Source organism: Micromonospora sp. NPDC050200 (genome assembly GCF_040656135.1).
GTDB lineage: Bacteria > Actinomycetota > Actinomycetes > Mycobacteriales > Micromonosporaceae > Micromonospora.
Genome location: NZ_JBFALG010000029.1, coordinates 58,142 through 81,754, shown reverse-complemented (window position 1 = coordinate 81,754; position 23,613 = coordinate 58,142). Strand labels below are relative to the sequence as shown.

26 protein-coding genes and 1 riboswitch are annotated in these 23,613 nt (G+C 73.9%); of the genes, 9 read left to right on the top strand and 17 right to left on the bottom strand.

The features are described from left to right. Positions 1–48 precede the first annotated feature (48 nt). The 3 genes from AB0I41_RS20195 to AB0I41_RS20185 are packed head-to-tail and all read left to right on the top strand — an operon-like array spanning position 49 to position 1,275. A complete protein-coding gene (locus tag AB0I41_RS20195) occupies positions 49–441 on the top strand; it encodes a Fur family transcriptional regulator (RefSeq protein WP_357109536.1) in 393 nt (130 codons plus the stop codon). A 51-nt stretch (positions 442–492) separates the two neighbouring features. Beyond that, positions 493–1,098 carry a hypothetical protein gene (locus AB0I41_RS20190; protein WP_357109533.1) on the top strand — a complete coding sequence of 202 codons (606 nt, stop codon included), beginning with the start codon at positions 493–495 and terminating at the stop codon, positions 1,096–1,098. Between the two features lie 9 nt (positions 1,099–1,107). Next, on the top strand, positions 1,108–1,275 hold the full coding sequence (locus AB0I41_RS20185; RefSeq protein ID WP_357109530.1) for a hypothetical protein: 168 nt from the start codon (positions 1,108–1,110) through the stop codon (positions 1,273–1,275). Between the two features lie 122 nt (positions 1,276–1,397). Here AB0I41_RS20185 and AB0I41_RS20180 read toward each other — a convergent pair whose 3' ends face one another. The 4 genes from AB0I41_RS20180 to AB0I41_RS20165 all read right to left on the bottom strand — a co-directional run bounded on the left by AB0I41_RS20180 (position 1,398) and on the right by AB0I41_RS20165 (position 5,842). Continuing rightward, positions 1,398–3,368 carry an acyl-CoA dehydrogenase family protein gene (locus AB0I41_RS20180; RefSeq protein WP_357109526.1) on the bottom strand — a complete coding sequence of 657 codons (1,971 nt, stop codon included), beginning with the start codon at positions 3,366–3,368 and terminating at the stop codon, positions 1,398–1,400. Between the two features lie 129 nt (positions 3,369–3,497). After that, a complete protein-coding gene (locus tag AB0I41_RS20175; protein WP_357109523.1) occupies positions 3,498–4,001 on the bottom strand; it encodes a DUF6328 family protein in 504 nt (167 codons plus the stop codon). Between the two features lie 89 nt (positions 4,002–4,090). After that, a complete protein-coding gene (locus AB0I41_RS20170) occupies positions 4,091–4,840 on the bottom strand; it encodes an SIS domain-containing protein (protein WP_357109586.1) in 750 nt (249 codons plus the stop codon). A gap of 171 nt (positions 4,841–5,011) precedes the next feature. Continuing rightward, a complete protein-coding gene (locus AB0I41_RS20165; protein WP_357109520.1) occupies positions 5,012–5,842 on the bottom strand; it encodes an alpha/beta hydrolase in 831 nt (276 codons plus the stop codon). An 84-nt stretch (positions 5,843–5,926) separates the two neighbouring features. Continuing rightward, positions 5,927–6,032, top strand: a riboswitch (TPP riboswitch). Between the two features lie 72 nt (positions 6,033–6,104). On the opposite strand from AB0I41_RS20165, the gene AB0I41_RS20160 reads away from it, so the two are divergent. From AB0I41_RS20160 to AB0I41_RS20150, 3 genes are all read left to right on the top strand, one after another. Beyond that, positions 6,105–6,689 (top strand): ECF transporter S component, encoded by a 585-nt coding sequence (locus tag AB0I41_RS20160; protein ID WP_357109517.1) that lies wholly within the window; start codon positions 6,105–6,107, stop codon positions 6,687–6,689. A gap of 117 nt (positions 6,690–6,806) precedes the next feature. Beyond that, positions 6,807–8,222: an ABC transporter ATP-binding protein gene (locus AB0I41_RS20155; protein ID WP_357109514.1), complete on the top strand. Its 1,416-nt coding sequence runs from the start codon at positions 6,807–6,809 to the stop codon at positions 8,220–8,222. A gap of 138 nt (positions 8,223–8,360) precedes the next feature. Beyond that, positions 8,361–9,161 carry an energy-coupling factor transporter transmembrane component T gene (locus AB0I41_RS20150; RefSeq protein ID WP_357109511.1) on the top strand — a complete coding sequence of 267 codons (801 nt, stop codon included), beginning with the start codon at positions 8,361–8,363 and terminating at the stop codon, positions 9,159–9,161. Between the two features lie 91 nt (positions 9,162–9,252). Here the strand turns inward: AB0I41_RS20150 and AB0I41_RS20145 are convergent, their stop codons facing one another. Next, positions 9,253–9,459: a hypothetical protein gene (locus AB0I41_RS20145; RefSeq protein WP_357109510.1), complete on the bottom strand. Its 207-nt coding sequence runs from the start codon at positions 9,457–9,459 to the stop codon at positions 9,253–9,255. A 514-nt stretch (positions 9,460–9,973) separates the two neighbouring features. Between AB0I41_RS20145 and gndA the strand changes: the two genes are divergently transcribed. Further along, positions 9,974–11,416 (top strand): NADP-dependent phosphogluconate dehydrogenase, encoded by a 1,443-nt coding sequence (gndA, locus tag AB0I41_RS20140; RefSeq protein WP_357109508.1) that lies wholly within the window; start codon positions 9,974–9,976, stop codon positions 11,414–11,416. Between the two features lie 35 nt (positions 11,417–11,451). Here the strand turns inward: gndA and AB0I41_RS20135 are convergent, their stop codons facing one another. The 4 genes from AB0I41_RS20135 to recO form a co-directional block, all read right to left on the bottom strand. After that, positions 11,452–12,219: a pirin family protein gene (locus AB0I41_RS20135; RefSeq protein WP_357109505.1), complete on the bottom strand. Its 768-nt coding sequence runs from the start codon at positions 12,217–12,219 to the stop codon at positions 11,452–11,454. Continuing rightward, on the bottom strand, positions 12,216–12,437 hold the full coding sequence (locus AB0I41_RS20130; RefSeq protein ID WP_357109502.1) for a thioredoxin reductase: 222 nt from the start codon (positions 12,435–12,437) through the stop codon (positions 12,216–12,218). The genes AB0I41_RS20135 and AB0I41_RS20130 overlap by 4 nt, the downstream gene beginning before the upstream one ends. 133 nt (positions 12,438–12,570) lie before the next feature. After that, positions 12,571–13,347 carry an isoprenyl transferase gene (locus tag AB0I41_RS20125; protein ID WP_357109583.1) on the bottom strand — a complete coding sequence of 259 codons (777 nt, stop codon included), beginning with the start codon at positions 13,345–13,347 and terminating at the stop codon, positions 12,571–12,573. Positions 13,348–13,379: 32 nt separating this feature from the next. Next, positions 13,380–14,252: a DNA repair protein RecO gene (gene recO / locus AB0I41_RS20120; protein WP_357109501.1), complete on the bottom strand. Its 873-nt coding sequence runs from the start codon at positions 14,250–14,252 to the stop codon at positions 13,380–13,382. 102 nt (positions 14,253–14,354) lie between these two features. Between recO and AB0I41_RS20115 the strand changes: the two genes are divergently transcribed. After that, a complete protein-coding gene (locus AB0I41_RS20115; RefSeq protein ID WP_357109498.1) occupies positions 14,355–15,131 on the top strand; it encodes a DUF4097 family beta strand repeat-containing protein in 777 nt (258 codons plus the stop codon). On the opposite strand, the gene AB0I41_RS20110 is transcribed toward AB0I41_RS20115, so the two are convergent. The 8 genes from AB0I41_RS20110 to AB0I41_RS20075 all read right to left on the bottom strand — a co-directional run bounded on the left by AB0I41_RS20110 (position 15,118) and on the right by AB0I41_RS20075 (position 22,793). Further along, entirely contained in the window at positions 15,118–16,491 is a 1,374-nt protein-coding gene (locus tag AB0I41_RS20110; protein WP_357109496.1) for an acyltransferase, read from the bottom strand. The two genes, AB0I41_RS20115 and AB0I41_RS20110, sit on opposite strands and share 14 nt — an antisense overlap. Before the next feature lie 159 nt (positions 16,492–16,650). Then, complete coding sequence (gene era / locus AB0I41_RS20105; protein ID WP_357109493.1) at positions 16,651–17,547, bottom strand: GTPase Era; 897 nt, start codon at positions 17,545–17,547, stop codon at positions 16,651–16,653. Continuing rightward, entirely contained in the window at positions 17,544–17,930 is a 387-nt protein-coding gene (locus AB0I41_RS20100) for a cytidine deaminase (RefSeq protein WP_357109490.1), read from the bottom strand. Before AB0I41_RS20100 ends, era begins: the two co-directional genes overlap by 4 nt. After that, on the bottom strand, positions 17,923–19,329 hold the full coding sequence (locus AB0I41_RS20095; RefSeq protein WP_357109580.1) for a hemolysin family protein: 1,407 nt from the start codon (positions 19,327–19,329) through the stop codon (positions 17,923–17,925). Before AB0I41_RS20095 ends, AB0I41_RS20100 begins: the two co-directional genes overlap by 8 nt. Continuing rightward, complete coding sequence (gene ybeY / locus AB0I41_RS20090; RefSeq protein ID WP_357109487.1) at positions 19,305–19,778, bottom strand: rRNA maturation RNase YbeY; 474 nt, start codon at positions 19,776–19,778, stop codon at positions 19,305–19,307. Before ybeY ends, AB0I41_RS20095 begins: the two co-directional genes overlap by 25 nt. A gap of 15 nt (positions 19,779–19,793) precedes the next feature. After that, on the bottom strand, positions 19,794–20,852 hold the full coding sequence (locus tag AB0I41_RS20085; RefSeq protein ID WP_357109483.1) for a PhoH family protein: 1,059 nt from the start codon (positions 20,850–20,852) through the stop codon (positions 19,794–19,796). A gap of 217 nt (positions 20,853–21,069) precedes the next feature. Further along, positions 21,070–22,437, bottom strand: a complete 1,368-nt coding sequence (locus AB0I41_RS20080) for a serine hydrolase domain-containing protein (protein WP_357109480.1) — start codon at positions 22,435–22,437, stop codon at positions 21,070–21,072. Next, the gene (locus AB0I41_RS20075) at positions 22,434–22,793 is read right to left on the bottom strand and encodes a histidine triad nucleotide-binding protein (protein ID WP_357109477.1); all 360 of its coding nucleotides are present in this window, start codon (positions 22,791–22,793) and stop codon (positions 22,434–22,436) included. Before AB0I41_RS20075 ends, AB0I41_RS20080 begins: the two co-directional genes overlap by 4 nt. A gap of 46 nt (positions 22,794–22,839) precedes the next feature. On the opposite strand from AB0I41_RS20075, the gene AB0I41_RS20070 reads away from it, so the two are divergent. Further along, a complete protein-coding gene (locus AB0I41_RS20070) occupies positions 22,840–23,601 on the top strand; it encodes an SDR family oxidoreductase (protein ID WP_357109474.1) in 762 nt (253 codons plus the stop codon). The last annotated feature ends 12 nt before the right edge of the window (positions 23,602–23,613 follow it).

Sequence of the window (23,613 nt, the reverse complement as noted above, 5' to 3'; positions counted from 1 at the left end):
CAGCGCGGTGCGGCCTCATGACGTCGCCGACCGGAGGGAGGCGACGGCATGAGCGAGGGGACGCTGCGCAACACCCGGCAGCGCACGGCGGTGAGCGCGCTGCTCGCCGAGATGGAGGGCTTCCACAGCGCGCAGGACCTGCACGCGATGCTCCGTGACCGGGGTGAGCGGGTCGGGCTGACCACCGTCTACCGCACCCTGCAGGGCCTCGCCGACGTCGGCGAGATCGACGTGATGCGCCCGCCCGGCGGGGAGCACCTCTACCGCCGGTGCAGCGAGGGGCACCACCACCATCTGGTCTGCCGGGCCTGCGGTCGCACCGTGGAGGTGGCCGGACCGGCCGTGGAGACCTGGGCCGAGCGGGTCGCCGCCCAGCACGGGTACGCCGACGTCAGCCACACCCTGGAGATCTTCGGCACCTGCCCGGAGTGCGCCGGCTGACGGCCGATTCAGGGGGTGCCGGCCGCGCCGCGCCGTGGCACGCTGTCCGACGTGAAGATCTACGCCGATCGCTTCCCCGTCGCCCTCCGCCAGCTCCTCACCGACCTGCTCGTCGTCGTCTGGGTGTACGCGGCGGTCCGCTTCTCCCTGTGGGTGCACGACCTGGTGCAGAAGCTCGCCGTACCCGGACAGAAGCTGGAGGGGGCCGGCGGTGGCCTCGCCGACAACCTGGCCGACGCCGGCGGGAAGGTCGGCCGAGTGCCGCTGGTCGGCGACGAGCTGACCGCGCCGTTCGAGCGCGCGGCCGAGGCGGCCCGCGCGGTCGCCGACGCCGGCCGCGACCAGCAGGAACTGGTCGGCCAGCTCGCCCTGGCGCTGGCCATCGCCGTGCTGGTCTTCCCGCTCGGCCTGGTGCTCTTCGGCTGGCTGCCGCTGCGGTTGCGCTGGATGCGCCGGGCCGCCTCGGCGAAGGCGATGGCCACCGCCCCCGCCGGGCGGGACCTGCTGGCGCTGCGCGCGCTCGCCGGGCAGCCGCTGCGCAAGCTGACCAGGATCGATCCGGACGTGGCCGAGGCGTGGCGGCGTCGCGACGACGCCACCGTCGACGCGCTCGCCGCGCTGGAGCTGCGCCGACTCGGCCTGCGGAGCGGCCGTTAGGGTGTGACAGTGCTGTACTTCCTGATCGTCGTCGCCGTGCTGCTGCTCGGGTACGCCGCCGTCCTGGTGAGCTTCGTCCGCAAGGGGCGGAAGATCCCGCCCGTGGCCTACCTGGTGCTCGCCGCGCTCAACGGGTTGATCCTGGCCGGGGTGCTGGCCTGGGCGATCGCCCGCTGACCGCTCCCGACGACCCGTCCGGGTCGCGCGCCGTCGCGGCACGCGCCCGCAGGATCCGGCATGTCGCGGGTGTCCGGACGGCCGGACAGCGCATGTCGTGGCGGGCCGACGGACCGACGGCGTCAGCCCTGGCGGGGGATGCGGCGGCGGACGTCGGGTGTGGTCGACGGGCCGGGTGACCAGTGCGCCACCCACGGGGCGTCGGCCGGCGGGGTGAGCACGCCCTCCTCCAGGGCGGCGTACCGGCCGGCGAGGATCCGCTTCGCCGCCGCGACGTCGACGGAGTCGGTGTTCTCCCACAACGCGTTGAACAGCTGCTCGACCCGGACCCGCGCCTGCCGGCAGAACAGGTCCGCCAGCTCGACGTTCTCCGGGCGGGTGTCCCGCTCCGCGTACGCCCGGACGCAGACCGCGGACATCGCGAACAGCTCCGCGCCGATGTCCACCACCCGGCCGAGGAACGCCTGCTTGCGTTCCATCTTCCCCTGCCAGCGGGACATCGCGTAGAACGTCGAGCGGGCCAGCTTGCGGGAGTACCGCTCCACCTGCCGCAGGTGGCCGGCGAGCGGGCCGAACTCGCCGTACGCGTTCGGGGTCTGTCCCCTGCCGACGGCGAGGGTGGGCAGCCACCTGGCGTAGAAGGCCCCGGCCCGGGCCCCCGCCTTCGCCTTGCGGGCGAGGCCCGCGTCCGGGTCGATGATGTCGCCGGCGACCGAGAGGTGCGCGTCGACCGCCTCCCGGGCGATGAGCAGGTGCATGATCTCGGTGGAGCCCTCGAAGATCCGGTTGATCCGCAGGTCCCGCAGCAACTGCTCGACGGCGGCGGGGCGTTCGCCCCGGGCGGCGAGCGAGTCGGCCGTCTCGTAGCCGCGTCCGCCACGGATCTGGATCAGCTCGTCGGCGATCTTCCAGGCCATCTCGCTGGCGTAGAGCTTGACCAGGGCCGCCTCGATCCGGATGTCGTTGCGGTCGTCGTCGGCGAGCAGGCAGCAGAGGTCGAGCATGGTCTCCATGCCGTACGTGGTGGCGGCGATGAAGGCCAGCTTCTGGGCGACCGCCTCGTGCTCGCCGACGGGCCGGCCCCACTGCACCCGGTCGGCAGCCCACTCCCGGGCCACGTTCAGCGACCACTTGCCCGCGCCGACGCACATCGCCGGCAGCGACAGCCGGCCGGTGTTCAGCGTGGTCAGGGCGATCTTCAGCCCCTTGCCCTCGCCGCCGATGACGTTCTCGACGGGCACGAAGACGTCGTGGAACCGGGTGAGGCTGTTCTCCAGGCCGCGCAGGCCGACGAAGGCGTTGCGCCGCTCGACGGTGATGCCCTCGCTGTCGCCGTCGACCACGAACGCGGTGATGCCGCCGCGCCGCCCCTCGCCGGCCGGCACCCGCGCCATCACCACCAGCAGGGTGGCCACGGTGCCGTTGGTGGCCCAGAGCTTCACCCCGTTGAGCCGGTAGCCCGTGCCGTCGGCGGTCGGCTCGGCGGTGGTGGCCAGCCGGGCCGGGTCGGAGCCGACGTCCGGCTCGGTGAGCAGGAACGCGGAGACCTCCCCGGCGGCCAGCCGGGGCAGGAAGCTCTGCTTCTGCTCGTCGGTGCCGAACATCTTCAGCGGCTGCGGCACGCCGATCGACTGGTGGGCGGAGAGCAGCGCACCGATCGCCGGGCTGACCGAGCCGGCCAGCATCAGCGCCCGGCAGTAGTGCAGGTTGCTCAGGCCGAGGCCGCCGTACTTCCGGTCGATCTTCATGCCGAAGGCGCCGAGCCGGGCCAGCCCCTGGAACACCTCGTCCGGGATGGACGCGTCCCGCTCGATGGCGCCGCCGTCCACCTCGGACCGCAGGTACGCCCCGAACTCGCCGAGGAACTGTTCGGCCCGCGCGTCGTCGTCGGGGTCGGAGCGGGGCCAGGGATCGATCAGGTCGAGCCGGAACCGGCCGAGGAAGAGTTCCTTGCCGAAGCTGGGCCGGTCCCAGGCGGCCTCCCGGGCCGCCTCGGCGACCTGGCGGGCCTCCTTCTCGGAGACCTGGCCCGCCTCGCCCGGCAGCGGCCCGGCGCCGTCCTGAATCGGTCGGCTGTTGTGTGTCGTGGTCACGGCTGCCCCCTCGAACCTCGGTCCGGATGCGTCAACGTGCTCGACAGGAGCAACCCTACTCCCGGGTGTTACCCAGGGGTAGCGTTGCGTGCACGCCCGATTTCCCGGCCGGTGACCGGCGCGGCGGGGTCAGTCGCCGGAGCGCACCTGCGGGTCGTCATCGTCGTCGTCGATGTCGTCCTCGCCCCAGTTGCGCCGGGCGAACGGCAGGAACGCCCAGAGGGTCAGGAACCACAGCGCGGTGAGCGCGCTGAGCACCAGGGCCATGCCGCGGTGGAGCACGAAGTCGGTGATCAGCAGCACCGCGCTGACCATCGAGACCAGCATGAAGGCCAGGCCGCCGCCGGCCATCCGGTGCGCGAAGCGGACCAGCTCCGGCTTGCGACCCTGGCGGAACAGCGCGCGGTGGAAGGCGACCGGCGAAATGATCATCGCGGTGGCGGCGGCGGCCGACAGCAACGCGACGATGTAGACGTCTCTCTGGAACGCGCTGACCCGGGTGAATCCGCTGCTGAACGGCAGGGTGAGCAGGAAGGCGAAGAGAATCTGCACCCCGGTCTGCGCCACGCGCAGCTCCTGGAGCAGATCGGCGAAGTTGCGCTGCCAGCGCTGCTTCTCGGATTCCTTGGACACGCGCTACCTCCGGAGGAGACGGTACTGCCGGCGGGCGCACCCCGCCGGCAGCAACGCCATTGCCCCGGCCGGGCGGGCGCGGAACCGGCTCACGAACCCCGGCGGGTCCGGCCCGCGTACCGGGCCTCCAGGGCGGCGTTGTGCTCGTCGCCGCCGGTCATGTTGGCCGACAGGTAGACCGGGGGCCGTTCCCCCGCCGCGATCAGCCGGGCCACCGTCTCGGCCACGATCTGCTGGGCCAGCAGGGCCGCCGTGATCGAGGAGACCGCGCCGACGGCGCCGCCGTCGGGCAGCGGCAGGGTCGCGTCACCGTACGGGGCGCCGTTGTCCAGCACCACGTCGGCGAAGTCGGCGAGCTTGCGCCCGGACGGGTGGCGCGAGGCCATCCGGCCGGAGTGCACCGCCGAGGTGATCGCCACCAGCCGGTGCCCGCGCTTCTTCACCAGCGACGCGAACTCCACCATCGCGCCGTTGACGCCGGAGTTGGAGGCCAGCACGAAGATGTCCGACGGGCGGACCGGGGCCAGGTCGTAGAGGCGGTGCGCCACGGCGGGGTCGCGCTCCAGGTGCGGCCCCAGGATGCTCGGCTGCTCCCCGCCCAGCAGCACCAGGTCGCGCAGCGCGATCCGGTTGGTCGGCACCAGTCCACCGGCCCGGCCGGCGATCTCCATCGCCAGCGCCTCGGAGTGGCCGGTGCCGAAGGCGTGCACCACCCCGTCGGCGCGCAGCGCCTCGGCGATCAGGTCGGCCGCCCGGCCCACCGCCTCCCGCTGGCTGGCCGCCACCCGGCCGATCGTCTCGGTCACCACCGCCAGGTATGCCTCGGCACTCACCGTCATGCGTTCCTCCGTCCCTTCGTCGTCCTGCTCGTCGTCGCCCCGGTCGGGCCCGCCGCCGGGCCCCCCGGTCCGGCCCCACCAGCCGTCGTTCCCCGCCGCCAACTCGGGCCAGGCCGCGCACCCGGGCCGGGGGGGGTACGCCACCCGCCGTGGCGTACCCCCGCCGTCGGCTCAGGCCAGGCCGCGTACCCGGGCCAGGATCGCCTCGGCCAGCGGGGCCGGAGCCTCGTCGGGGATCCAATGGGTGACGCCGGAGAGTTCGACGAACCGGTACCGCCCCGTCACGTGGCTGGCGCAGGCCTCGGCGGCGGTCCGGCCGATGGCGACGTCGCCGTCGCTCCAGACGAAGGTGGTCGGCACCGCGACCGGCCCGGTCCGCGCCAGATCGGCCCCGGACATGGCCCGGTACCAGTTCAGCGCGCCGGTCAGCGCGCCCGACTCACGCATCGGCTCGGCGTACCGGGCCACCCGCCCGGCGTCGCCCACCCCGGAGAGCAGCTTGCGCAGGGCGGCCCCCTTCAGGGCCAGCAGCACCTTCTCGGCCCTGCCCTCCTGGCGGAACAGCACCATGTACGACGAGCGCGCCTTCTGCCTCGGGTCGTTGGCCAGCGCGTACGACATCGCGGCCGGATGCGGCACGGAGACGGCGGTCAGCGTGCGGACCCGCTCGGGGTACCGCGCGGCGAGACCCCAGGCGACGATCGCGCCCCAGTCGTGCCCCACCACGTGGGCCGCCTCGACACCCAGCGCGTCGAGCACGGCCGCCGCGTCCTCGACCAGCTCCGGCACCCGGTAGGCGGCCACCTCGGTCGGCCGGGCGCCCGGCGAGTAGCCCCGCTGGTCCGGGGCGTACGTGCGCAGCCCGGCGGCGTGCAGCGCCGGCACCACGTCGTCCCACTCCCCACCGTGCTGCGGGAAACCGTGCAGCAGGAGGACGGCATCACCGCCCTCCGGGCCGCCGGTGCGTACCTCGAACGTCAGCCCTCGCGCCTCGACCCGCATGATCGGCAGCCTACCCAGCCCGGCGGTCGTCCACCCGGGCCGACGGAGGCTGGATCGGAGCTGTTAGCGTCAACGAGACAACTTCACATCCGACAGGGGAGCGCACAGCGCTGAGAGTGCGGGCATCGCCCGCAGACCCTCGAACCTGATCTGGGTAATGCCAGCGCAGGGAGTTCGGTCGACCTCCAGCCGCGCCGCCGTCCGGGCATCCGGGCGCGGCGTGCGTCTTCTCCTGGTTCGATCATCTGGACTGGGAGCACGCATGAACAGCACCGACAGCAACCGGTGGCGCACCATCGACATCGTCATCGCGGCGGTCCTCGGGGTGGCCTTCGGCATCATCTTCTGGGCCTGGGGCCTGCTCTGGAACGGCCCCGCCGACGCGATCCCGCTGCCCGGCCGGGCGGCCATCTACGGCGTCTGGCTGGTCCCCGCGGTCCTGGGTGGTCTGATCATCCGCAAGCCGGGTGCCGCGTTCTTCACCCTCACCGTCGCCGCGCTGGTCTCGGTGGCGCTGGGCAGCAGCTGGGGCTGGACGCTGGTCATCCAGGGTCCGCTGGAGGCCGCCGCGGCGGAACTCGCCTTCGCGGCCTTCGGGTACCGCAACTTCCGGCTGCCCGTCGCCCTGCTGGCCGCCACGCTGGCCGGCCTGGCGGCGGCGATCTACGACGTCTTCGTCTGGTACCCGGAGACCGCGTGGGGCAGTTTCCGCCTCCCCTACATCCTGATCACCATGGTCAGCTCGCTGCTGGTCGCCGGTCTCGGCAGCCTGGCCCTCACCCGCGCCCTCGCCCGCACCGGTGTCCTCGACCGGTTCCCCGCCGGCCGCGAACGCGCCGCCGTCTGACCGCCGCCGCCCTCCTTCGTTGATCACGAGGTTTGCGTCAACGAGAGGCCACTTCCGTGACGCAAACCTCTTGATCACCGGGCCAGGGGCCGGGAGGCGTGACAGGGAGGGGTGCGCGTGAGCGGGGTGGAGGTCCGGGGGTTCGGGTGGCGGCACGCCGGGCGGAAGGCGTGGGCCGTGCGGGGGTTGGACCTGCGGGTCGAGGCCGGGGAACGGGTGTTGCTACTCGGGCCGTCCGGGGCCGGCAAGAGCACCCTGCTCGCCGCGCTGGCCGGGCTGCTGCCCGCGGACTCCGGCGAGCAGGAGGGCACCGTCGAGATCGACGGGCTCGACCCGCGCAAGGACCGGGACCGGGTCGGCATCGTCTTCCAGGACCCGGAGACCCAGTTGGTGATGGCCCGCTGCGGCGACGACGTCGCGTTCGGGTTGGAGAACCGCGGGGTGCCGGCCGGGGAGATCTGGCCGCGGGTGGACGAGGCGCTGCGCCGGGTCGGCTTCCCGTACCACCGGGACCGGCCCACCGCGGCGCTCTCCGGCGGCGAGCAGCAGCGCCTCGCCCTGGCCGGCGCGCTCGCCCTGCGCCCCGGCCTGCTGCTGCTCGACGAGCCGACCGCCAACCTCGACCCGGCCGGCGCCGACCTGGTCCGCCGGGCGGTCGCCGGCGCCCTGGCCGCCGACACCACCCTGATCCTGGTCGAACACCGGGTCGCCGAGGCCCTGCCGCTGATCGACCGGGTGGTGGTGCTGGAGCCCGGCGGCGGCGTCCGCGCGGACGGGCCGCCGGAGGCCGTCTTCGCCGCGCACGGCGACGCGCTGGCCGCCGAGGGCGTCTGGGTGCCGGGGCGGATCGTCCCGCCCCGGCCCGCCGCCGCGCCGCCCGGCGACCTCCTGCTCGCCGCCGACCGGCTCGGCCTGCCGCCCCGGCTGGCCCCCACCGACCTCCGGGTACGCGCCGGCGAGGCGCTCGCCGTGCTCGGGCCCAACGGCGTCGGCAAGTCCACCCTGGCCCTGCTGCTCGGCGCGCTGCTCCGCCCCGGCGCCGGCCGGGTCACCGCGACGGCCGCGCTGGCCGGGGCGGATCACCGCACTCCCCCGCACCGCTGGCGGGCGCCCGCGCTGGCCCGCCGGATCGGCTCGGTCTTCCAGGACCCGGAGCACCAGTTCGTCACCGCCACGGTCTTCGACGAGCTGGCGCTCGGCCCCCGCCGGACCGGGCAGTCCGAGCCGGCCGTACGCACCACCGTGGACGCCCTGCTGGACCGGCTGCGGCTGGCCCGGCTGGCCGGCGCGAACCCGTACACCCTCTCGGGTGGGGAGGCGCGACGGCTGAGCGTGGCGACCGCGCTGGCCACCGCGCCCCGCCTGCTGGTCTGCGACGAGCCGACCTTCGGCCAGGACCGGCGGACCTGGCGGGAGCTGGTCGACCTCTTCGCCGACCTGCGCGACGCCGGGCACGGCGTCGTCACCGTCACCCACGACCCGGACTTCGTCGCCGCCCTCGCGGACCGGACCGTCACGCTGGAGCGCCCATGATCAGCCTTGAACCGGTCGCCGCGCCCAGCAACACCGGCACGGACCGGACCGTCACGCTGGAGCGCCCATGATCAGCCTTGAACCGATCGCCGCGCCCAGCAACACCGGCACGGACCGGACCGTCACGCTGGAGCGCCCATGATCAGCGTTGAACCGATCGCCGCGCCCGGGGCGCCGCTGGCCCGCCGCAACCCGGTGGCGAAGCTGGCCGCCGCCCTGGTCTTCTCGTTCGTCCTCATCGCCACCCTGGACCCGGTGGCCCCGGCGATCGCCATCGCGATCGAGCTGGCGGTGCTGCCGCTGTTCGGCATCCGCTACCGGGTGCTGGCCGGGCGGGCCTGGCCGTTGCTCGCCGGCGCCGCCGGCATTCTGGTCACCCTGGTGCTCTTCGCCGCCGACCGCTCCGGCCGGGTCCTGGTCGAGGCCGGCCCGGTCCTGGTGACCGAAGGGGTGCTGCTCACCGCGCTCGGCCTGGTGCTGCGAATGCTCGCGGTGGCGCTGCCCGGGGTGATCGTCTTTGCCACCACCGACCCGACCGACCTGGCCGACGCGCTGATCCAGAACGCGCGGGCGCCCGCCCGGTTCGCCATCGGCACGCTGGCCGCGTTCCGCCTGGTGCCGCTGCTGGAACAGGAATGGCAGATGATCAGCATGGCCCGGCGGGCCCGGGGCGTGGACGCCGGCCGGAATCCGCTGGCCAAGCTGCGGCTCTTCGTCTCGACCGCGTTCGCCCTGCTGGTCGGCGCGATCCGCCGCGGCACCCGGCTGGCGGTCGCGATGGACGCCCGCGGCTTCGACGCCGGCACCCCGCGTACGGTCGCCCGGCGGCAACACTTCACCCGGGCGGACGGCCTGCTGATCGCCGGCGCGGCGGTGCTGGCCAGCGCCGCGCTGGCGGTCAGCATCGCGCTTAACACCTTCCGCCCCCTGATCGGCTGACCCCGACCCCGCGCCCGCCTGATGTGGGCGGGCGAGCGGTTCGGGTGCAGTTGTGGTCGCCGGAGCGACCGCAACTGCACCCGAAGGTGCCTCAGCTGCGGCGGAATGCGTGCCGGCGGGGCTGGGCGGTGCGCCGGGCGTGGCCGGCGAAGCGGGCGTCCCGGCCGGTCGGCGGGCCGGCCTTCGGGGTCGGTGCCGCCGCCGCCCGCGACCCCGCCCCGGCGGACTCCGGCGGGGTCACCTCCGGGAACGCCGGCGTCGGCGCCGCCATCAGGGCGGCGAGGTCGGGTGGGGTCACCGCCAGTGGGGACGGAACCGGGGGGGACTTCTTCGGACTGCGCTTGGCGGGCATACGCTGCCTCCTGACTGTCGGGGCGCCGAATGGCGCGACGAGCGGGCAAGCCCCGGCGGGTCCGACCACGAGAGACGCCACGACTGACGGCGGCGAGAAGGATGCGGACGCCCGGAGCGGACGGGTCCGTGGCGCGAACGGCGGCGGACCGGGGGCTCGGAAGAAGGGCGTCAGTTACGCATACCGACACGCTAACCGACGTCCCCGCCGACGCGCATCCGAATTACTGGCACGATCGGCGGCGTGCTGATCGCGTTCTCGCCCCGGGTCACCGACGCGATGGCCGCGAAGATCGCCCGCGTCGAGGCCTGGCTGGCCGAAGGCTGAGGATCGGCTCGCCGAGATGCCGCCCAACCGGTCGTGACATCGCGCTCACGCGGCGTCGACGTCCGGGCCCGCGCCCGCATCGACCGCGATACGGTCGCCGTACGGAAAGTCCGGCGAAAGGGTGGCGGTACGGATGGCTCAGCAGGCGACGGCGCAGATCGGGGTCACGGGCCTGGCGGTGATGGGCCGCAACCTGGCCCGGAACCTGGCCCGCAACGGCTTCACGGTCGCGGTGCACAACCGCTCCCCGGAGCGCACCCGCAGCCTCGTCGCCGAGCACGGCGGGGAGGGCACCTTCGTCGCGTCCGAGTCGCTGGCGGACTTCGTCGCCACCCTGGAGCGGCCCCGCGCGGTGATCGTCATGGTGAAGGCCGGCGCCCCCACCGACGCGGTGATCGACGAACTGGTCCCCCTGCTGGAGTCCGGCGACATCGTCGTCGACTGCGGCAACGCGCACTTCGCCGACACCCGCCGGCGGGAGGAGGCGCTGCGCGGGCACGGGCTGCACTTCGTCGGCACCGGCGTCTCCGGCGGTGAGGAGGGCGCGCTGCACGGCCCGAGCATCATGCCCGGCGGCTCCGCCGAGTCGTACGCCAAGCTCGGGCCGATCTTCGAGAAGATCGCCGCGCAGGTGGACGGCATCCCGTGCTGCCGGCACATCGGCCCGGACGGCGCCGGGCACTTCGTCAAGATGGTGCACAACGGCATCGAGTACGCCGACATGCAGCTCATCGCCGAGGCGTACGACCTGCTGCGGGCCGGGCTGTCGGCGAGCCCGGCGGAGATCGCCGACATCTTCCGGGAGTGGAACACCGGCGAGCTGGAGTCGTTCCTGATCGAGATCACCGCGGACGTGCTGGCGCACACCGACGCGGCGACCGGCCGGCCCTTCGTCGACGTGGTGCTCGACCAGGCCGAGCAGAAGGGCACCGGCCGGTGGACCGTGCAGAGCGCGCTCGACCTGGGCATCCCGATCACCGGCATCGCCGAGGCCACGTTCGCCCGGTCGCTCTCCGGCCACGCCGGCCAGCGCGCCGCCGCCCGCCGGGCCTTCGCCGACGCCGGCGAGAAATGGCAGGTCGAGGAGCGGGACACCTTCGTCGAGGACGTCCGGCGCGCGCTGCTGGCCAGCAAGATCGTCGCGTACGCGCAGGGCTTCGACCACATCCGCGCCGGCAGCCGCGAGTACGACTGGGACATCGACCTCGGCGGCACCGCCACCATCTGGCGGGGCGGCTGCATCATCCGGGCCCGCTTCCTCGACCGCATCCGTGCGGCGTACGACGCCCAGCCCGACCTGCCGACGCTGCTGGTGGCGCCGTACTTCGCCGAGGCGGTCGGCGCCGGCGTGCCGAGCTGGCGGCGGGTGGTGGCCGACTCGGCCCGGGCCGGCGTGCCCACCCCCGCGTTCTCCTCGTCGCTGGCCTACTTCGACGCGCTGCGCGCGGAGCGGCTGCCGGCGGCGCTCATCCAGGGGCTCCGGGACGACTTCGGCGCGCACACCTACCACCGGGTCGACCGGGAGGGGTCGTTCCACACGCTCTGGGCCGGCGACCGCTCCCAAGTGGAGGCCTGAGCCACCGCCGGCCGGCGGCGCGCGGGTCAGGCGGGTCAGGCGAGGGTGGCGTGCATCTCCCAGACCAGGATCTCCGCGGCCTCGGTGGCGGCGACCCGGTGGCCGCCGGTCATCGTGATCCGGGCGGCGTCGCCCTCGCCGAGCCGACCGGCGCCCTCCAGCGTCACCGCGCCACTGGGCACGTAGAGGTGCAGGTAGGGCGCGTCCGGCAGGGTCACCTCGTCACCGGGGGCGAGCCGGGCGGCGTGCAGGGTGGCGTACCGGTTGCGGATCCGGATCGCCGACGCGCCGTCGTACCGGTCCATCCCGGAGGCGACCGGCACCAGGCCGCCGCGCAGCAACTCGTCCCCGATCTCCAACTGCTCGTAGCCGGGGTCGACGCCGTCGGTGTCGGGCACCACCCACATCTGCACGAAGTGGACCGGGTCGGTGTGCGGGTCACGGCCGTCCAGCCGCCAGGAGTCGTTCTTCTCCGAGTGCAGGATGCCGGTGCCGGCGCTCATCCGCTGGGCCAGCCCGGGATAGATCACGCCGCTGTGGCCGGTGGAGTCCTGGTGCACCAGCGAGCCGCGCAGCACCCAGGTCACGATCTCCATGTCCTCGTGCGGGTGGGTCTCGAAACCGGTGCCCGGATGGACGACGTCGTCGTTGTTGACCAGCAGCAGCCCGTGGTGGGTGTTGGCCGGGTCGTAGTGCCGGGAGAACGAGAAGGAGTGCTTCGAGTCGAGCCAGGACAGTCGGGTCGCGAACCGGTCGGCGGCCCGCCGTACGTCCACCGCCGGGCTCGGCGCCAGGGCGGTCACCAGGCCCGCTGCCCGGACTCGGTCGGCGCCCAGGTCAGCGCCGGTTCCCCGGTGGCCAGCTCGGCGATCTCGCCGGAGCGCACGCTCGGGGTGTGCCCCAGCTCGGCGCAGTGCTGCTCGGCGATCTCCGCACAGATTCCGGCCACCTGCTCGCAGATCGGGCTGCCCAGGTCGGCCGCGTTCAGCGCCATGATCATCTTGTATCGGAGATCCGGCATCCCCACCCCCCGTGACGGACGCGCCCGGGCGGCGCGCCCTGCGCCGATCGTACGCGCCGAGGCTCCGCCGACCGGCCGGAACGCGTCAGCGCCGCCCCGAAGTACCCACACCGCCGGGTCGCTGAGCGTGACCTCAGACCTGCGGAGCGACCGGGTTCGGCAGCGCGGCGCCGAAGCGACGGTCCCGCTTCGCGTACAGCTCGCAGGCGTACCAGAGGTGCCGGCGGTCGAAGTCCGGCCAGAGGGTGTCGAGGAACACCAGCTCCGCGTACGCGGTCTGCCAGAGCAGGAAGTTGGAGATCCGCTCCTCACCGGAGGGACGCAGGAACAGGTCCACCTCCGGGATCTCCGGGTGGTAAAGGTACTTCGCCACGGTCTTCTCGGTGACCTTCGCCGGGTCGAGCCGGCCGGCCGCCACGTCGCGGGCGATCGCGGCGGCGGCGTCGGCGATCTCCGCCTGGCCGCCGTAGTTCACGCAGAACTGCAGGGTCAGCGTCGAGTTGCCCCGGGACATCTCCTCAGCGGTCTGCAGCTCCGAGATGACGCTCTTCCACAGCCGCCCCGCCCGGCCCGACCAGACCACCCGCACGCCGAGGTCGACGAGCTGGTCGCGGCGGCGGCGGATGACGTCCCGGTTGAAGCCCATCAGGAACCGGACCTCGTCCGGCGAGCGCCGCCAGTTCTCGGTGGAGAACGCGTACGCCGACAGGTAGGGAATGCCCAGCTCGATCGCGCCCTCGATGGTGTCGAAGAGGCTGAACTCCCCCGCCTCGTGACCCTTCGTGCGGGGCAGGCCGCGCTCCTTGGCCCACCGGCCGTTGCCGTCCATCACCACGGCGACGTGCTTCGGCACCGTTTCGACGGGCAGCGCCGGCGGCCGGGCGCCCGACGGGTGCGGTGTCGGCGGCACCGGCTCACGCCGGCCGGCCCTCAACGATCGGATCACTCGGTCATCCCCCTGTCCATGCCGTCCACACCGGCCCCTTCGCCGGGCGGCGGGACCGGACCGGCCCCGCCACCGCCGGGTGACGGCGCCGCACCGACCACCGGGGCGCCCCGGTCGACCAGCGGCAGCGAGCGTAGCGCGCGCTCCAGGTGCCACTGCAGGTGCGCCGCGACCAGGCCGCTGCACTCCCGACGTACGCCGGTCTCGGTGGCGTCGGCGACCCGCCAGTCGCCACTGGTCAGCGCGGACATCAGGTCGATGGTGGCCGGCGCGGGGTGGGCCGCGCCCGGTGGCCGGCAGTCGGGGCAGACCGCGCCGCCGGCCGGCACGGAGAACGCCCGGTGCCGCCCCGGCGTGCCGCAGACCGCGCAGGCGGTCAGCGCCGGCGCCCAGCCGGCCAGCGACATCCCCCGCAGCAGGTACGCGTCGAGCACCAGCGTGGTGGCGTGGCTCCCCTCGGCCAGCGCCCGCAGCGCGCCGAGGGTGAGCTGGAACAGCCGCAGCGAAGGCTCCCGCTCGACCGGGGTGAGGCGTTCCGCGGTCTCGGCGATGGCGCTGGCCGCCGTGTAGCGGGGATAGTCACCGAGGAACCGCTTGCCGTACAGGTCGATCCCCTCGACCTGGCTGACCGTGTGCAGCGAGCTGCCCTGGTTGCCCTTCGGGTCACCGGCGAGCTGGAGGTCGACGTGGCCGAACGGCTCCAGCCGGGCGCCGAACTTGCTGGTGGTGCGCCGGATGCCCCGGGCCACCGCGCGCAGCCGGCCGTGCCGGCGGGTCAGCAGGGTGATGATCCGGTCGGACTCGCCCAGCTTCTGCACGCGCAGGACCACCGCGTCGTCGCGGTAGAGCTGTCGGCGGTACCCGGGCATCAGGCCATTCTCCCTCGGGGTGGGAAATCAGGGTCGGTTCGGGGTGGAGCGGCGTCGCGTCCCGGATGTGCGGCGGGCGGGACCGGTCGTAGGTTGCTGACCATGGCTCTCCCCCGCACCGCCGTCGCCCTGGGCGCGGCCGCCACCGTCATCCTCGCCGCCGGGTGCGACACGCTCTCCCTCCGGCGGCTGGACTTCGACCACACCGAGGCGGTAAGGATCAACACCGTCACCGTACGTCCGGGAGCGGGCGACGTGGTGGTCCGGGCCACCGGTCCGGCCGCCGAGGTACGGATCAAGCGGGTGCTGCGCTACCAGGGCGACCAGCCGCGCACGACGTACGAGGTCCGGGGCGACGAGCTGGTGCTGGACGCGGAGTGCGGTCCCCACTGCTCGGTGTCGTACGAGGTGACCGCGCCGGAGGGGGTCCGGGTGCGGGGCGAGACCGGCTCCGGCGACGTCGAGCTGAGCCGGGTCGGCACGGTGGAGCTCACCCTCGGCTCGGGCAACATCCGGGTCGTCGGCGCCACCGGCCCGGTACGCGCCGAGACGGGCTCCGGGAACATCGAGGTGGAGGACGTGGCCGCCCCGGTCGACCTGCGCGCCTCGTCGGGCGACATCACCGGGCTGCGGCTGCGCGGCCAGGTGGACGCGGAGGCCGAGTCGGGCAACGTCACGATCGAGTTGGACGCGCCCGCCTCGGCGCGGGCGCACGCCGCCAGCGGCGACGTCGAGCTGCTGGTGCCCGCCGGCCGGTACCGGGTGCGGTCCAGCACCGGTTCGGGCGACAGCGAGTTGGGCGTGCCGAACGACCCGGGAGCGTCCCTGGTGCTCGACCTGAGCACCGGCAGCGGGAACGTGCGGGTCAGCCAGCGTTGATCTCGACGGTGGCGACCTCGGCTTCCCGTGGGACGGGGACCGCCCGGCCGGCGGTGCCGGCCGTCGACCGGCTCGGCCCCCGCCGCTTCCCGGCGGGCCCGGTGGCCGGGCACCCGGCCGTACCCGCCGGGCCGGCCGGCATCCCGAGTGCCCGGACCGGGCGGGCCGGCGGTCGGGGGCCCGCCGGCGCGGGACTCACCGGCACGTCCGGCGGCTGTCCCGACGTGAGGGCGGTCCCGGCCGGCGCCGGGCTCACCGGCACGTCCCGGTCCTGACTCGGCCGGAGGGCGGTGCCGGCCGGCGCGGTGCGACACGGCGCGAGGGCGTCGGCGGTGCGGGCCGGCCGGGGCGCCGGTGGGCGCCGGCCGCCCGGCACCAGCTCGGGACGCCGCCGGGCGGCCACGTCCTCCACCCAGCCGACCAGCAGGGTGACCACCCCGACCAGGGCGAAGACCAGCACCACCCGGATCGCCAGGCCGAGCGGGTCCTGGTGCGACCAGCCGACCACGCCGACCAGCGGGGTGAGCAGCACCACGAACGACATGTGCCACAGGTAGACGGTCAGCGCCCGGCGGTTGAACACGGTGACCACCCGGCTGAACAGTGGGCTGCGCTCGATCCAGTCCGCCGAGGTGGGGGCCCGGCCCAGCAGGATCAGGATGAACCCCGCGGACCACAGCGCGTTGCCCAGGGGGATGTCGTTGAGGTCGAAGCCGCGCGGTCCCGGATGGGTGACGATCCAGGCGGCCCCGGCGCCCGCCAGGGCCAGTGCGGTCGGCAGGAGCACCTGGTTGGCGAGCCGGCGCAGCAGGCCGTCGTGGTGGGCGAAGCCCAGCAGCCAGGCGCCGAAGTAGAGGCCGAACTCGCGCAGCGGCCCCGGCGCGCCGGGCAGCAGACCCAGCTCGATCACGAGCAGCAGCGCGTACGGCACGGCCAGGGTGGCGACCGGCGCCCGGCGGAACAGCCAGAGGGCGACCGGCGAGGCGAGCAGGAACCACAGGTAGTCGCGCAGGTACCAGATGACGCTCAACGCCAGCGCGCCCCAGTAGTTCGCCGGCGGGTCGGCGACCGGGAAGAGCCAGAGCAGCACCTTCGGGGTCAGCGGCAGGCCGGTCAGCAGCATGGCGGGCACGAAGACGACCGCCACCACCCAGAGCGAGGGCAGCAGGCGGCGCAGCCGGCGCAGCGCGGCCGAGGCGCCGGAGCGGTCCAGGGAGGCGGCCATCAGCGACCCGGCCAGGGCGAACATCACCGCCATCGCCGGAAAGACGAGGGTCAGCGACGCCCAGCCGGTGACGTGGTAGACCACGACCCGGACGATGGCCAGGAAGCGGAGCAGGTCCAGGTATCGGTTGCGCATGAGCCTGCATCTGGGTCGGGGGCAGGGGGCATGAACGCTCCCTACCCTCCGACGTCGCCCCGCCAAACTGCCAGCGGCCCGGCCGAAAGTGAACCTTCCCATACCACTGCCACAAACCGGTCAGCGCTCGGCGACACCCGGTGACCGCCGGCGGTGCCGTCAGAAGCCGAGCTTGCGCAGCTGCTTCGGGTCCCGCTGCCAGTCCTTCGCCACCCGTACGTGCAGGTCGAGGTAGATCCGGGTGCCGAGCAGCTCCTCGATCTGCTTGCGCGCCGCGGTGCCGACCGCCTTCAGCCGGCTGCCCCGGTGACCGATCACGATCGCCTTCTGGCTGGGCCGCTCGACGTACACGTCGGCAAAGATCTTCATGACCTGGCCCTCGGGGATCATCTCCTCGACGACGACCGCGATGGAGTGCGGCAGCTCGTCCCGGACCCCCTCCAGGGCCGCCTCCCGGATCAACTCGGCGACCAGCACCTGCTCCGGGTCATCGGTGAGCATGTCGTCCGGGTAGAGCTGCGGCGACGGCGGCAGGTAGTTGGTCATCACGTCGACCAGGGTGTCCACCTGGTGCCCGGAGACCGCGCTCACCGGCACCACGTCGGCGAACTCGCCCAGCTCGCTGACCGCCAGCAACTGCTCGGCCAGCCGCTTCCGGTCGACCAGGTCGGTCTTGGTCACCACGGCCAGCACGGTGGCCTTCAGCTCGGCCAGCTCACCGGTGATGAACCGGTCGCCCCGGCCGACCGGCTCGTCCGCCGGGATGCAGAGGCCGATCACGTCGACCTCGCTCCAGGTCGAGCGGACCAGGTCGTTGAGGCGCTCGCCGAGCAGCGTGCGGGGGCGGTGCAGGCCGGGGGTGTCCACCAGCACCAGCTGCGACTCCGGGCGGTGCAGCACGGCCCGGATGACGTGCCGGGTGGTCTGCGGCTTGTTCGAGGTGATCGCGATCTTCTGCCCGACGATCGCGTTGGTCAGCGTCGACTTGCCCGCGTTCGGCCGCCCGACGAAACAGGCGAACCCGGCCCGGTACGGACGCTCTCCGGTGCCGGTCACTCGACCACCGTGCCGAGAACCGTGCCGTCCGGCGCGGCCACGTGGATCGGCGCGTCGGCGGAGAGGTCGCGCACGGCGGCGTGCCCCGCCCCGTCCAGCGTCGACGCCTCGGTCACCACCACGGCCGCCTCCAGCCGGCTCGCGCCCGCCGCCACCGCGGAGGCGACCGCGAGCTGGAGCGCGGTGATGGTCAACGAGGGCAGCGAGACGCTCGCCGCGGCGTACGTCCGGCCGTCCTGGTCACGGACCGCCGCGCCCTCCACGGCCGCAACCCGGCCACGGGCGCCACGCGCCAGGACGACCAGCTTGCCGTCCTCCGCGCTCAGTTCGGCCGGGTCGGACGGGGTGGGCCGGGCGGCCGGTACGGCGGCTGACTCAGGCATCGGCGGGTTGCCTCTCCTCGGTTCTGGTCTGGTTGTTGCGAGACTCGGCCTGCTCGCCGCGCCCCGACCCGTCCGGCGCGTCGCTCGGCTCGACCCGGCTCACCAGCACGGTGTCTATCCGGTTGCGCCGCCCGGTGGTGCCCTCGGCGATCAGCCGCAGCCCGGCCACCTCGGCTCGGGCCCCGGGGATCGGCACCCGGCCCAGGGACTGGGCCAGCAGGCCGCCGACCGTCTCCACCTCGTCGGTGGGGAGCTCGGTGTCGAACAGCTCGCCCAGGTTCTCCACCGGGAGCCGGGCGGTGACCCGCACCGAACCGTCCTCCAGGTGTTCCACCGGCGGGCGTTCGACATCGTACTCGTCGGTGATCTCGCCGACGATCTCCTCCAGGATGTCCTCGATGGTGACCAGGCCGCCGGTGCCGCCGTACTCGTCGACGACGATGACCAGGTGGTTGCGGGCGGCCTGCATCTCCGAGAGCAGGTCGTCGACCGGCTTGGACTCGGGCACGAAGGTCGCCGGGCGCATCAGCTCCGCGACCGGGGTCTGGTGGTCCCGCGGGTCGCCGCCCTGGGTGCGCCGGATGAGGTCCTTGAGGTAGAGCACGCCGAGCACGTCGTCGACGCTCTCCCCGATCACCGGGATGCGGGAGAAGCCGGAGCGCAGGAAGAGCGCCAGCGCCTGGGAGAGCGTCTTGCCCTCCTCTATCCAGACCATCTCCGTGCGGGGCACCATCACCTCGCGGGCGATGGTGTCGCCGAGCGCGAAGACCGAGTGGATCATCTGCCGCTCGCCGTGCTCCACGACACCGCGCTGCTCGGCCAGGTCGACCAGCTCGCGCAGCTCCACCTGGCTGGCGAACGGACCCTCCCGGAAACCGCGCCCCGGGGTGACCGCGTTGCCGATCAGGATCAGCAGCGAGGCGAGCGGGTTCAGCGCCCGGCCCAGCCAGCGGACCAACGGCGCCACCGCCCGGCCCACCGCGTACGCGTGCTGCCGGCCGATGGTGCGCGGCGCCACGCCGACCATGACGAAGCTGACCACGGTCATCGCACCGGCGGTGACCAGCGCCGCCCGCCAGCCCGCGCCGAAGGTGTCCACCGCGACGAGGGCCACCAGCGTGGTGGCGGTCAGCTCGGCCAGCAGCCGGAGCAGGAGCAGCAGGTTGAGGTGGCGTACCACGTCGCCGGCGACGGCCTGGAGGGTACGCGCGCCGCGCGCCCCGTCCCGGGCCAGCTCGGCGGCCCGGGCCGGGGAGACGGCGGCCAGCGCCGCCTCGGTCATCGCGATCAGGCCGGCGAGCACCACCAACCCCGCGGCGAAGAAGATCAGCTGGAGGTCGGGCAGGTTGGCGGCGGTCGCCGCCTGGGTGGTCATCACCGGGTCCGGGTCGACCGCCAGCTGCCCAGCAGTCGGGCCTGGAGCGCGAACATCTCCCGCTCCTCCTCCGGCTCGGCGTGGTCGTACCCGAGCAGGTGCAGCACGCCGTGCACGGTGAGCAGGTGCAGCTCGTCGGCGGTGGTGTGGCCGGCGGTGGTGGCCTGCTTCGCCGCCACCTCCGGGCAGAGCACGATGTCGCCGAGCAGGGCGGGCTCACCGCCGGCCGGGGCACTCTCACCCGGGCCGTGGTCGATGCTGCCCTCGTCCATCGGGAAGGCGAGCACGTCGGTCGGCCCGTCCCCACCCATCCAGCGGTGGTTCAGCTCGGTCATGTAGTCGATGTCGACCAGCAGCACGGAGAGCTCGGCGAGGGGGTTGACCCCCATCTCGTCGAGGGCGTGCCGGGCGACGGCGAGCACGGCGTCGGTGTCGACCTCGACACCGGACTCGTTGGCGATCTCGATGGACAACTGTCTTCCTCTTGGTTAGCGGCGCCGGCCGGCCCGGCCGCCCTGGGCGGTCCGCCCGGGCACGGCGTGCACGCTCTGCGCCTGCTGGTTCTCCCGCTCGGCGTCCCAGCGGGCGTACGCGTCGACGATCTCCCCGACCAGCTTGTGCCGGACCACGTCCGAGCTGGAGAGCTGGGCGAAGTGCACGTCCTCGACGTTCTCCAGGATCTCCCGGACCACCCGCAGGCCGCTGGTCGTCCCGCCGGGGAGGTCGACCTGGGTGACGTCACCGGTCACCACGATCTTGGAACCGAAGCCGAGCCGGGTGAGGAACATCTTCATCTGCTCGGGCGTGGTGTTCTGCGCCTCGTCCAGGATGATGAACGCGTCGTTGAGGGTCCGGCCCCGCATGTACGCCAGCGGCGCGACCTCGATCGTGCCGGCGGCCATCAGCTTGGGGATGGACTCCGGGTCGAGCATGTCGTGCAGCGCGTCGTACAGCGGCCGCAGGTACGGGTCGATCTTCTCGTTCAGGGTGCCGGGCAGGAAGCCCAGCCGCTCCCCCGCCTCGACCGCCGGCCGGGTCAGGATGATTCGGTTGACCTGCTTCGCCTGCAGCGCCTGGACGGCCTTCGCCATGGCGAGGTAGGTCTTGCCGGTGCCGGCGGGGCCGATGCCGAAGACGATGGTGTGCGCGTCGATCGCGTCGACGTACCGTTTCTGCCCGAGCGTCTTGGGGCGGATGGTGCGCCCGCGCCGGGAGAGGATGTTGAGGGTGAGGACCTCGGCGGGCCGCTCCGCGCTGCCCTGCTCGAGCATGCCGACGGTACGCCGGACGGCGTCAGTGGTCAGGGTCTCGCCTTTCTCGATCAGTTCGAGCAGCTCGCTGAAGAGGCGCTCGGCGAGGGCGTTGTCCGCGGGCGCACCGGTGATGGTGATCTCGTTGCCGCGCACGTGCACGTCACTGTCGACCGAGCGTTCGACGAGGCGCAGGATCTCGTCGCCCGCGCCGAGCAGGTTGACCATGATCTTGGAATCGGGAACCGTGATCCTGGTCTGCACCCGGGGCGGGCCGGGAGGTGGGGTGCCGGTCATGGATTCGGGCCGTCGGGCCCTGTGCCACCTGCTTCCGATCTCGGCGCCGGGCCCTGCTGGCGCGGCGTGCGGACGTTACACCCATCGTATCCGTTCAACACCGGCGGCACCGCGCCCATTTCCGGGCCCCCATGGGCCGGGTGCAGGGCGGGCGATACCTCGCAGCGGCACCGACACGACGCACCCGCACCCCGCTCGCCGGGGGCCGCCGGTCCGGTCAGCCGGCGCGGAAGTCGTACCGGTCGAAGGTCTCCTGGTGGCGGGTGAAGCGGTAGGTCGCCCAGTGCATCCGGACCACCGTCCCGTGCTCGTCCCGGGTCAGCCGCAGCAGCTCGCCGACCTCCCGCCCGGCGACCGTCCGGAAGACGTCCGGGGAGTCCGGCAGCGGCGCGAAGACCGCCGGGGGCCGGCCCGCCGGGTCGTCGGCGCCCCGGGCGCGCAGCGCCCCGTCGTGCCAGCTGAAGACGTACTCGAAACCCTCGCCCCACCAGCGGCCCAGCATCCCACGCAGCGGCCCGGGCGCGGGGTCGCCCGGCCGCCAGGGCGCGATGTCCGCCGGGTCGTGCTCGGCGGACGCGGCGAGCAGCCGGTGCGGCAGGTCGAAGACCTCCGCCGCCGTGCCGGAGGAACCGAGCACCGCGCAGCCCATCGCGCCGGCCGTGCCGTCACCGCCGCGCCGGCCGTAGACCGCGGCCAGGAAGCCCGGCATCGCGCCGTCGTGCCCGACGTGCACCACCCGGTCGGGGTACGGGACCAGGATCAGGCCGAGCCCGAAACCGGCCGCCCAGAGCGTCTCGTCGGTGGTGGTGAGCGGCCAGCGCATCTCGTCCAGGGAGGCCGGGGCGAGCACCGCGCCGGCCGGGTCCAGCGCCGCCGGGTCGGCCAGGAACGCCGCCCACCGGGCCATGTCGGTCGCGGTGCTCCAGAGCTGGGCGGCCGGGGCGATCGCACCGAAGTCGGTCGGCGGCTCCGGGTGCGCCTCGTCGGAGTACGCGTCGACCAGGAACCCGGTCGCCGCGTCGGGCCCCGGCGTGACCGAGGTGGCGGCCAGCCCCAGCGGGGTCAGCACCCGCTCGCCCAGCACCTCGACCCAGGAGCCACCGCGCAGCTCGCCGACCAGCCGGCCGAGCAGCGCCATGCCCAGGTTGGAGTAGTGGTAGCGGCGGCCGGTCGGGAGCACCCGCTCCGCCCGGGCCAACTCGGCGACCAGTTCGTCCGCCCCGGGGGCACGCAGCGTGTCCCAGACGTCGCCGTACGGCTCGCGTTGCAGGCCGGCGGTGTGCGACAGCAGCCGGCGTACGGTCAGCTCCCCGTGCGCGGGCAGCGCCAGGTGGCGGCCGATCGGGTCGTCCAGGTCGAGCAGACCGTCGTCGCGGCACTGCATCACCAGCACGGAGGTGAAGGTCTTGGTCACCGAACCGATCCGGAACCGGGTGCCCGGGCCGAGGCCGGCGTCGGTGCCGCCGGCCTCACAGGTCCACAGCGGCCGGTCGGCCCGGTGCAGGGCTGCCGAGAGGGCCGGCACCCGGGCCTGCGCCTGCACCCGGCGCACCATCCGGGCCAGCCGATCTTGCCCAGCGGTCACGCGACGTCCCGGGCCAGCATCGGGCCGAGCGGCGCGCCGCCGAGCAGGTGCGCGTGCACGTGGAAGACCTCCTGGCCGCCGTACGCGCCGGTGTTGAACATCAGCCGGTAGCCGTCACCGAGCAGCCCCTCGTCCTCCGCCACCGCCGCCGCCGTGGCGAGCAGTTCGCCGGCGAGCTTCGGGTCACCCTGCCCGAGCGTGGCCACGTCGGCGTAGTGCTCCTTCGTGATCACCAGCACGTGCACCGGCGCCTTCGGGCCGATGTCGCGAAAGGCGAGGGTGGTGTCCGTTTCCCGGACGATGGTGGCCGGGATCTCCCCGGCGACGATGCGGCAGAACAGGCAGTCGGATCCCATCGGGGCATGGTAAGGCGTGCCGGCGGGCTGGGGCATGATGTGCCCCGTGACTTCACGGGCGGTACTGGTGACGGGGGCCTCGCGCGGCATCGGCCGCGCGGTGGCGCGGGCGTTCGCGGCGAGCGGGGACCGGGTGGCGATCCACCACCGCGACTCGACCGAACTGGCCGAGGCGCTCCGCGCCGAGCTGCCCGGCGACGGCCACGTGGTGGTCCGCGCGGACCTCACCGACCCGGCCGCGGTACGGGCCATGGTGGACGCCGCCGCCGCCCGGCTCGGCGGGCTGGACGTGCTGGTCAACAACGCCGGCGTGTACGGCGAGCGGGACGCCCCGCACCCGGTCTTCGGCGCCTCGTACGAGCAGTGGCAGCGGCAGTGGCGGCTGGTGCTGGAGACCAACCTGACCGGGGCGGCCAATGTCACCTGGTGCGCCGCCCAGCACATGCGGGGCCACGGGGGCCGGGTGGTGAACGTCTCCTCCCGGGGCGCCTTCCGGGGCGAGCCGGACCAGCCCGCCTACGGGGCCAGCAAGGCCGGCCTGAACGCGCTCGGCCAGTCCCTCGCCGTCGCGCTCGCCCCGTACGGCATCGCGGTCGCCACCGTCGCGCCCGGATTCGTGGAGACCGACATGACCACCGACCACCTGGCCGGCGAGCGGGGCGACGCGATCCGGGCGCAGAGCCCCTTCGGCCGGGTGGCCCGCCCCGAGGAGATCGCCGCCGCCGTGCACTGGCTCGCCAGCCCCGCGGCCCAGTGGGCCTCCGGCACCATCGTCGACCTCAACGGCGCGTCGTACCTGCGCACCTGACCGGCACGCGGC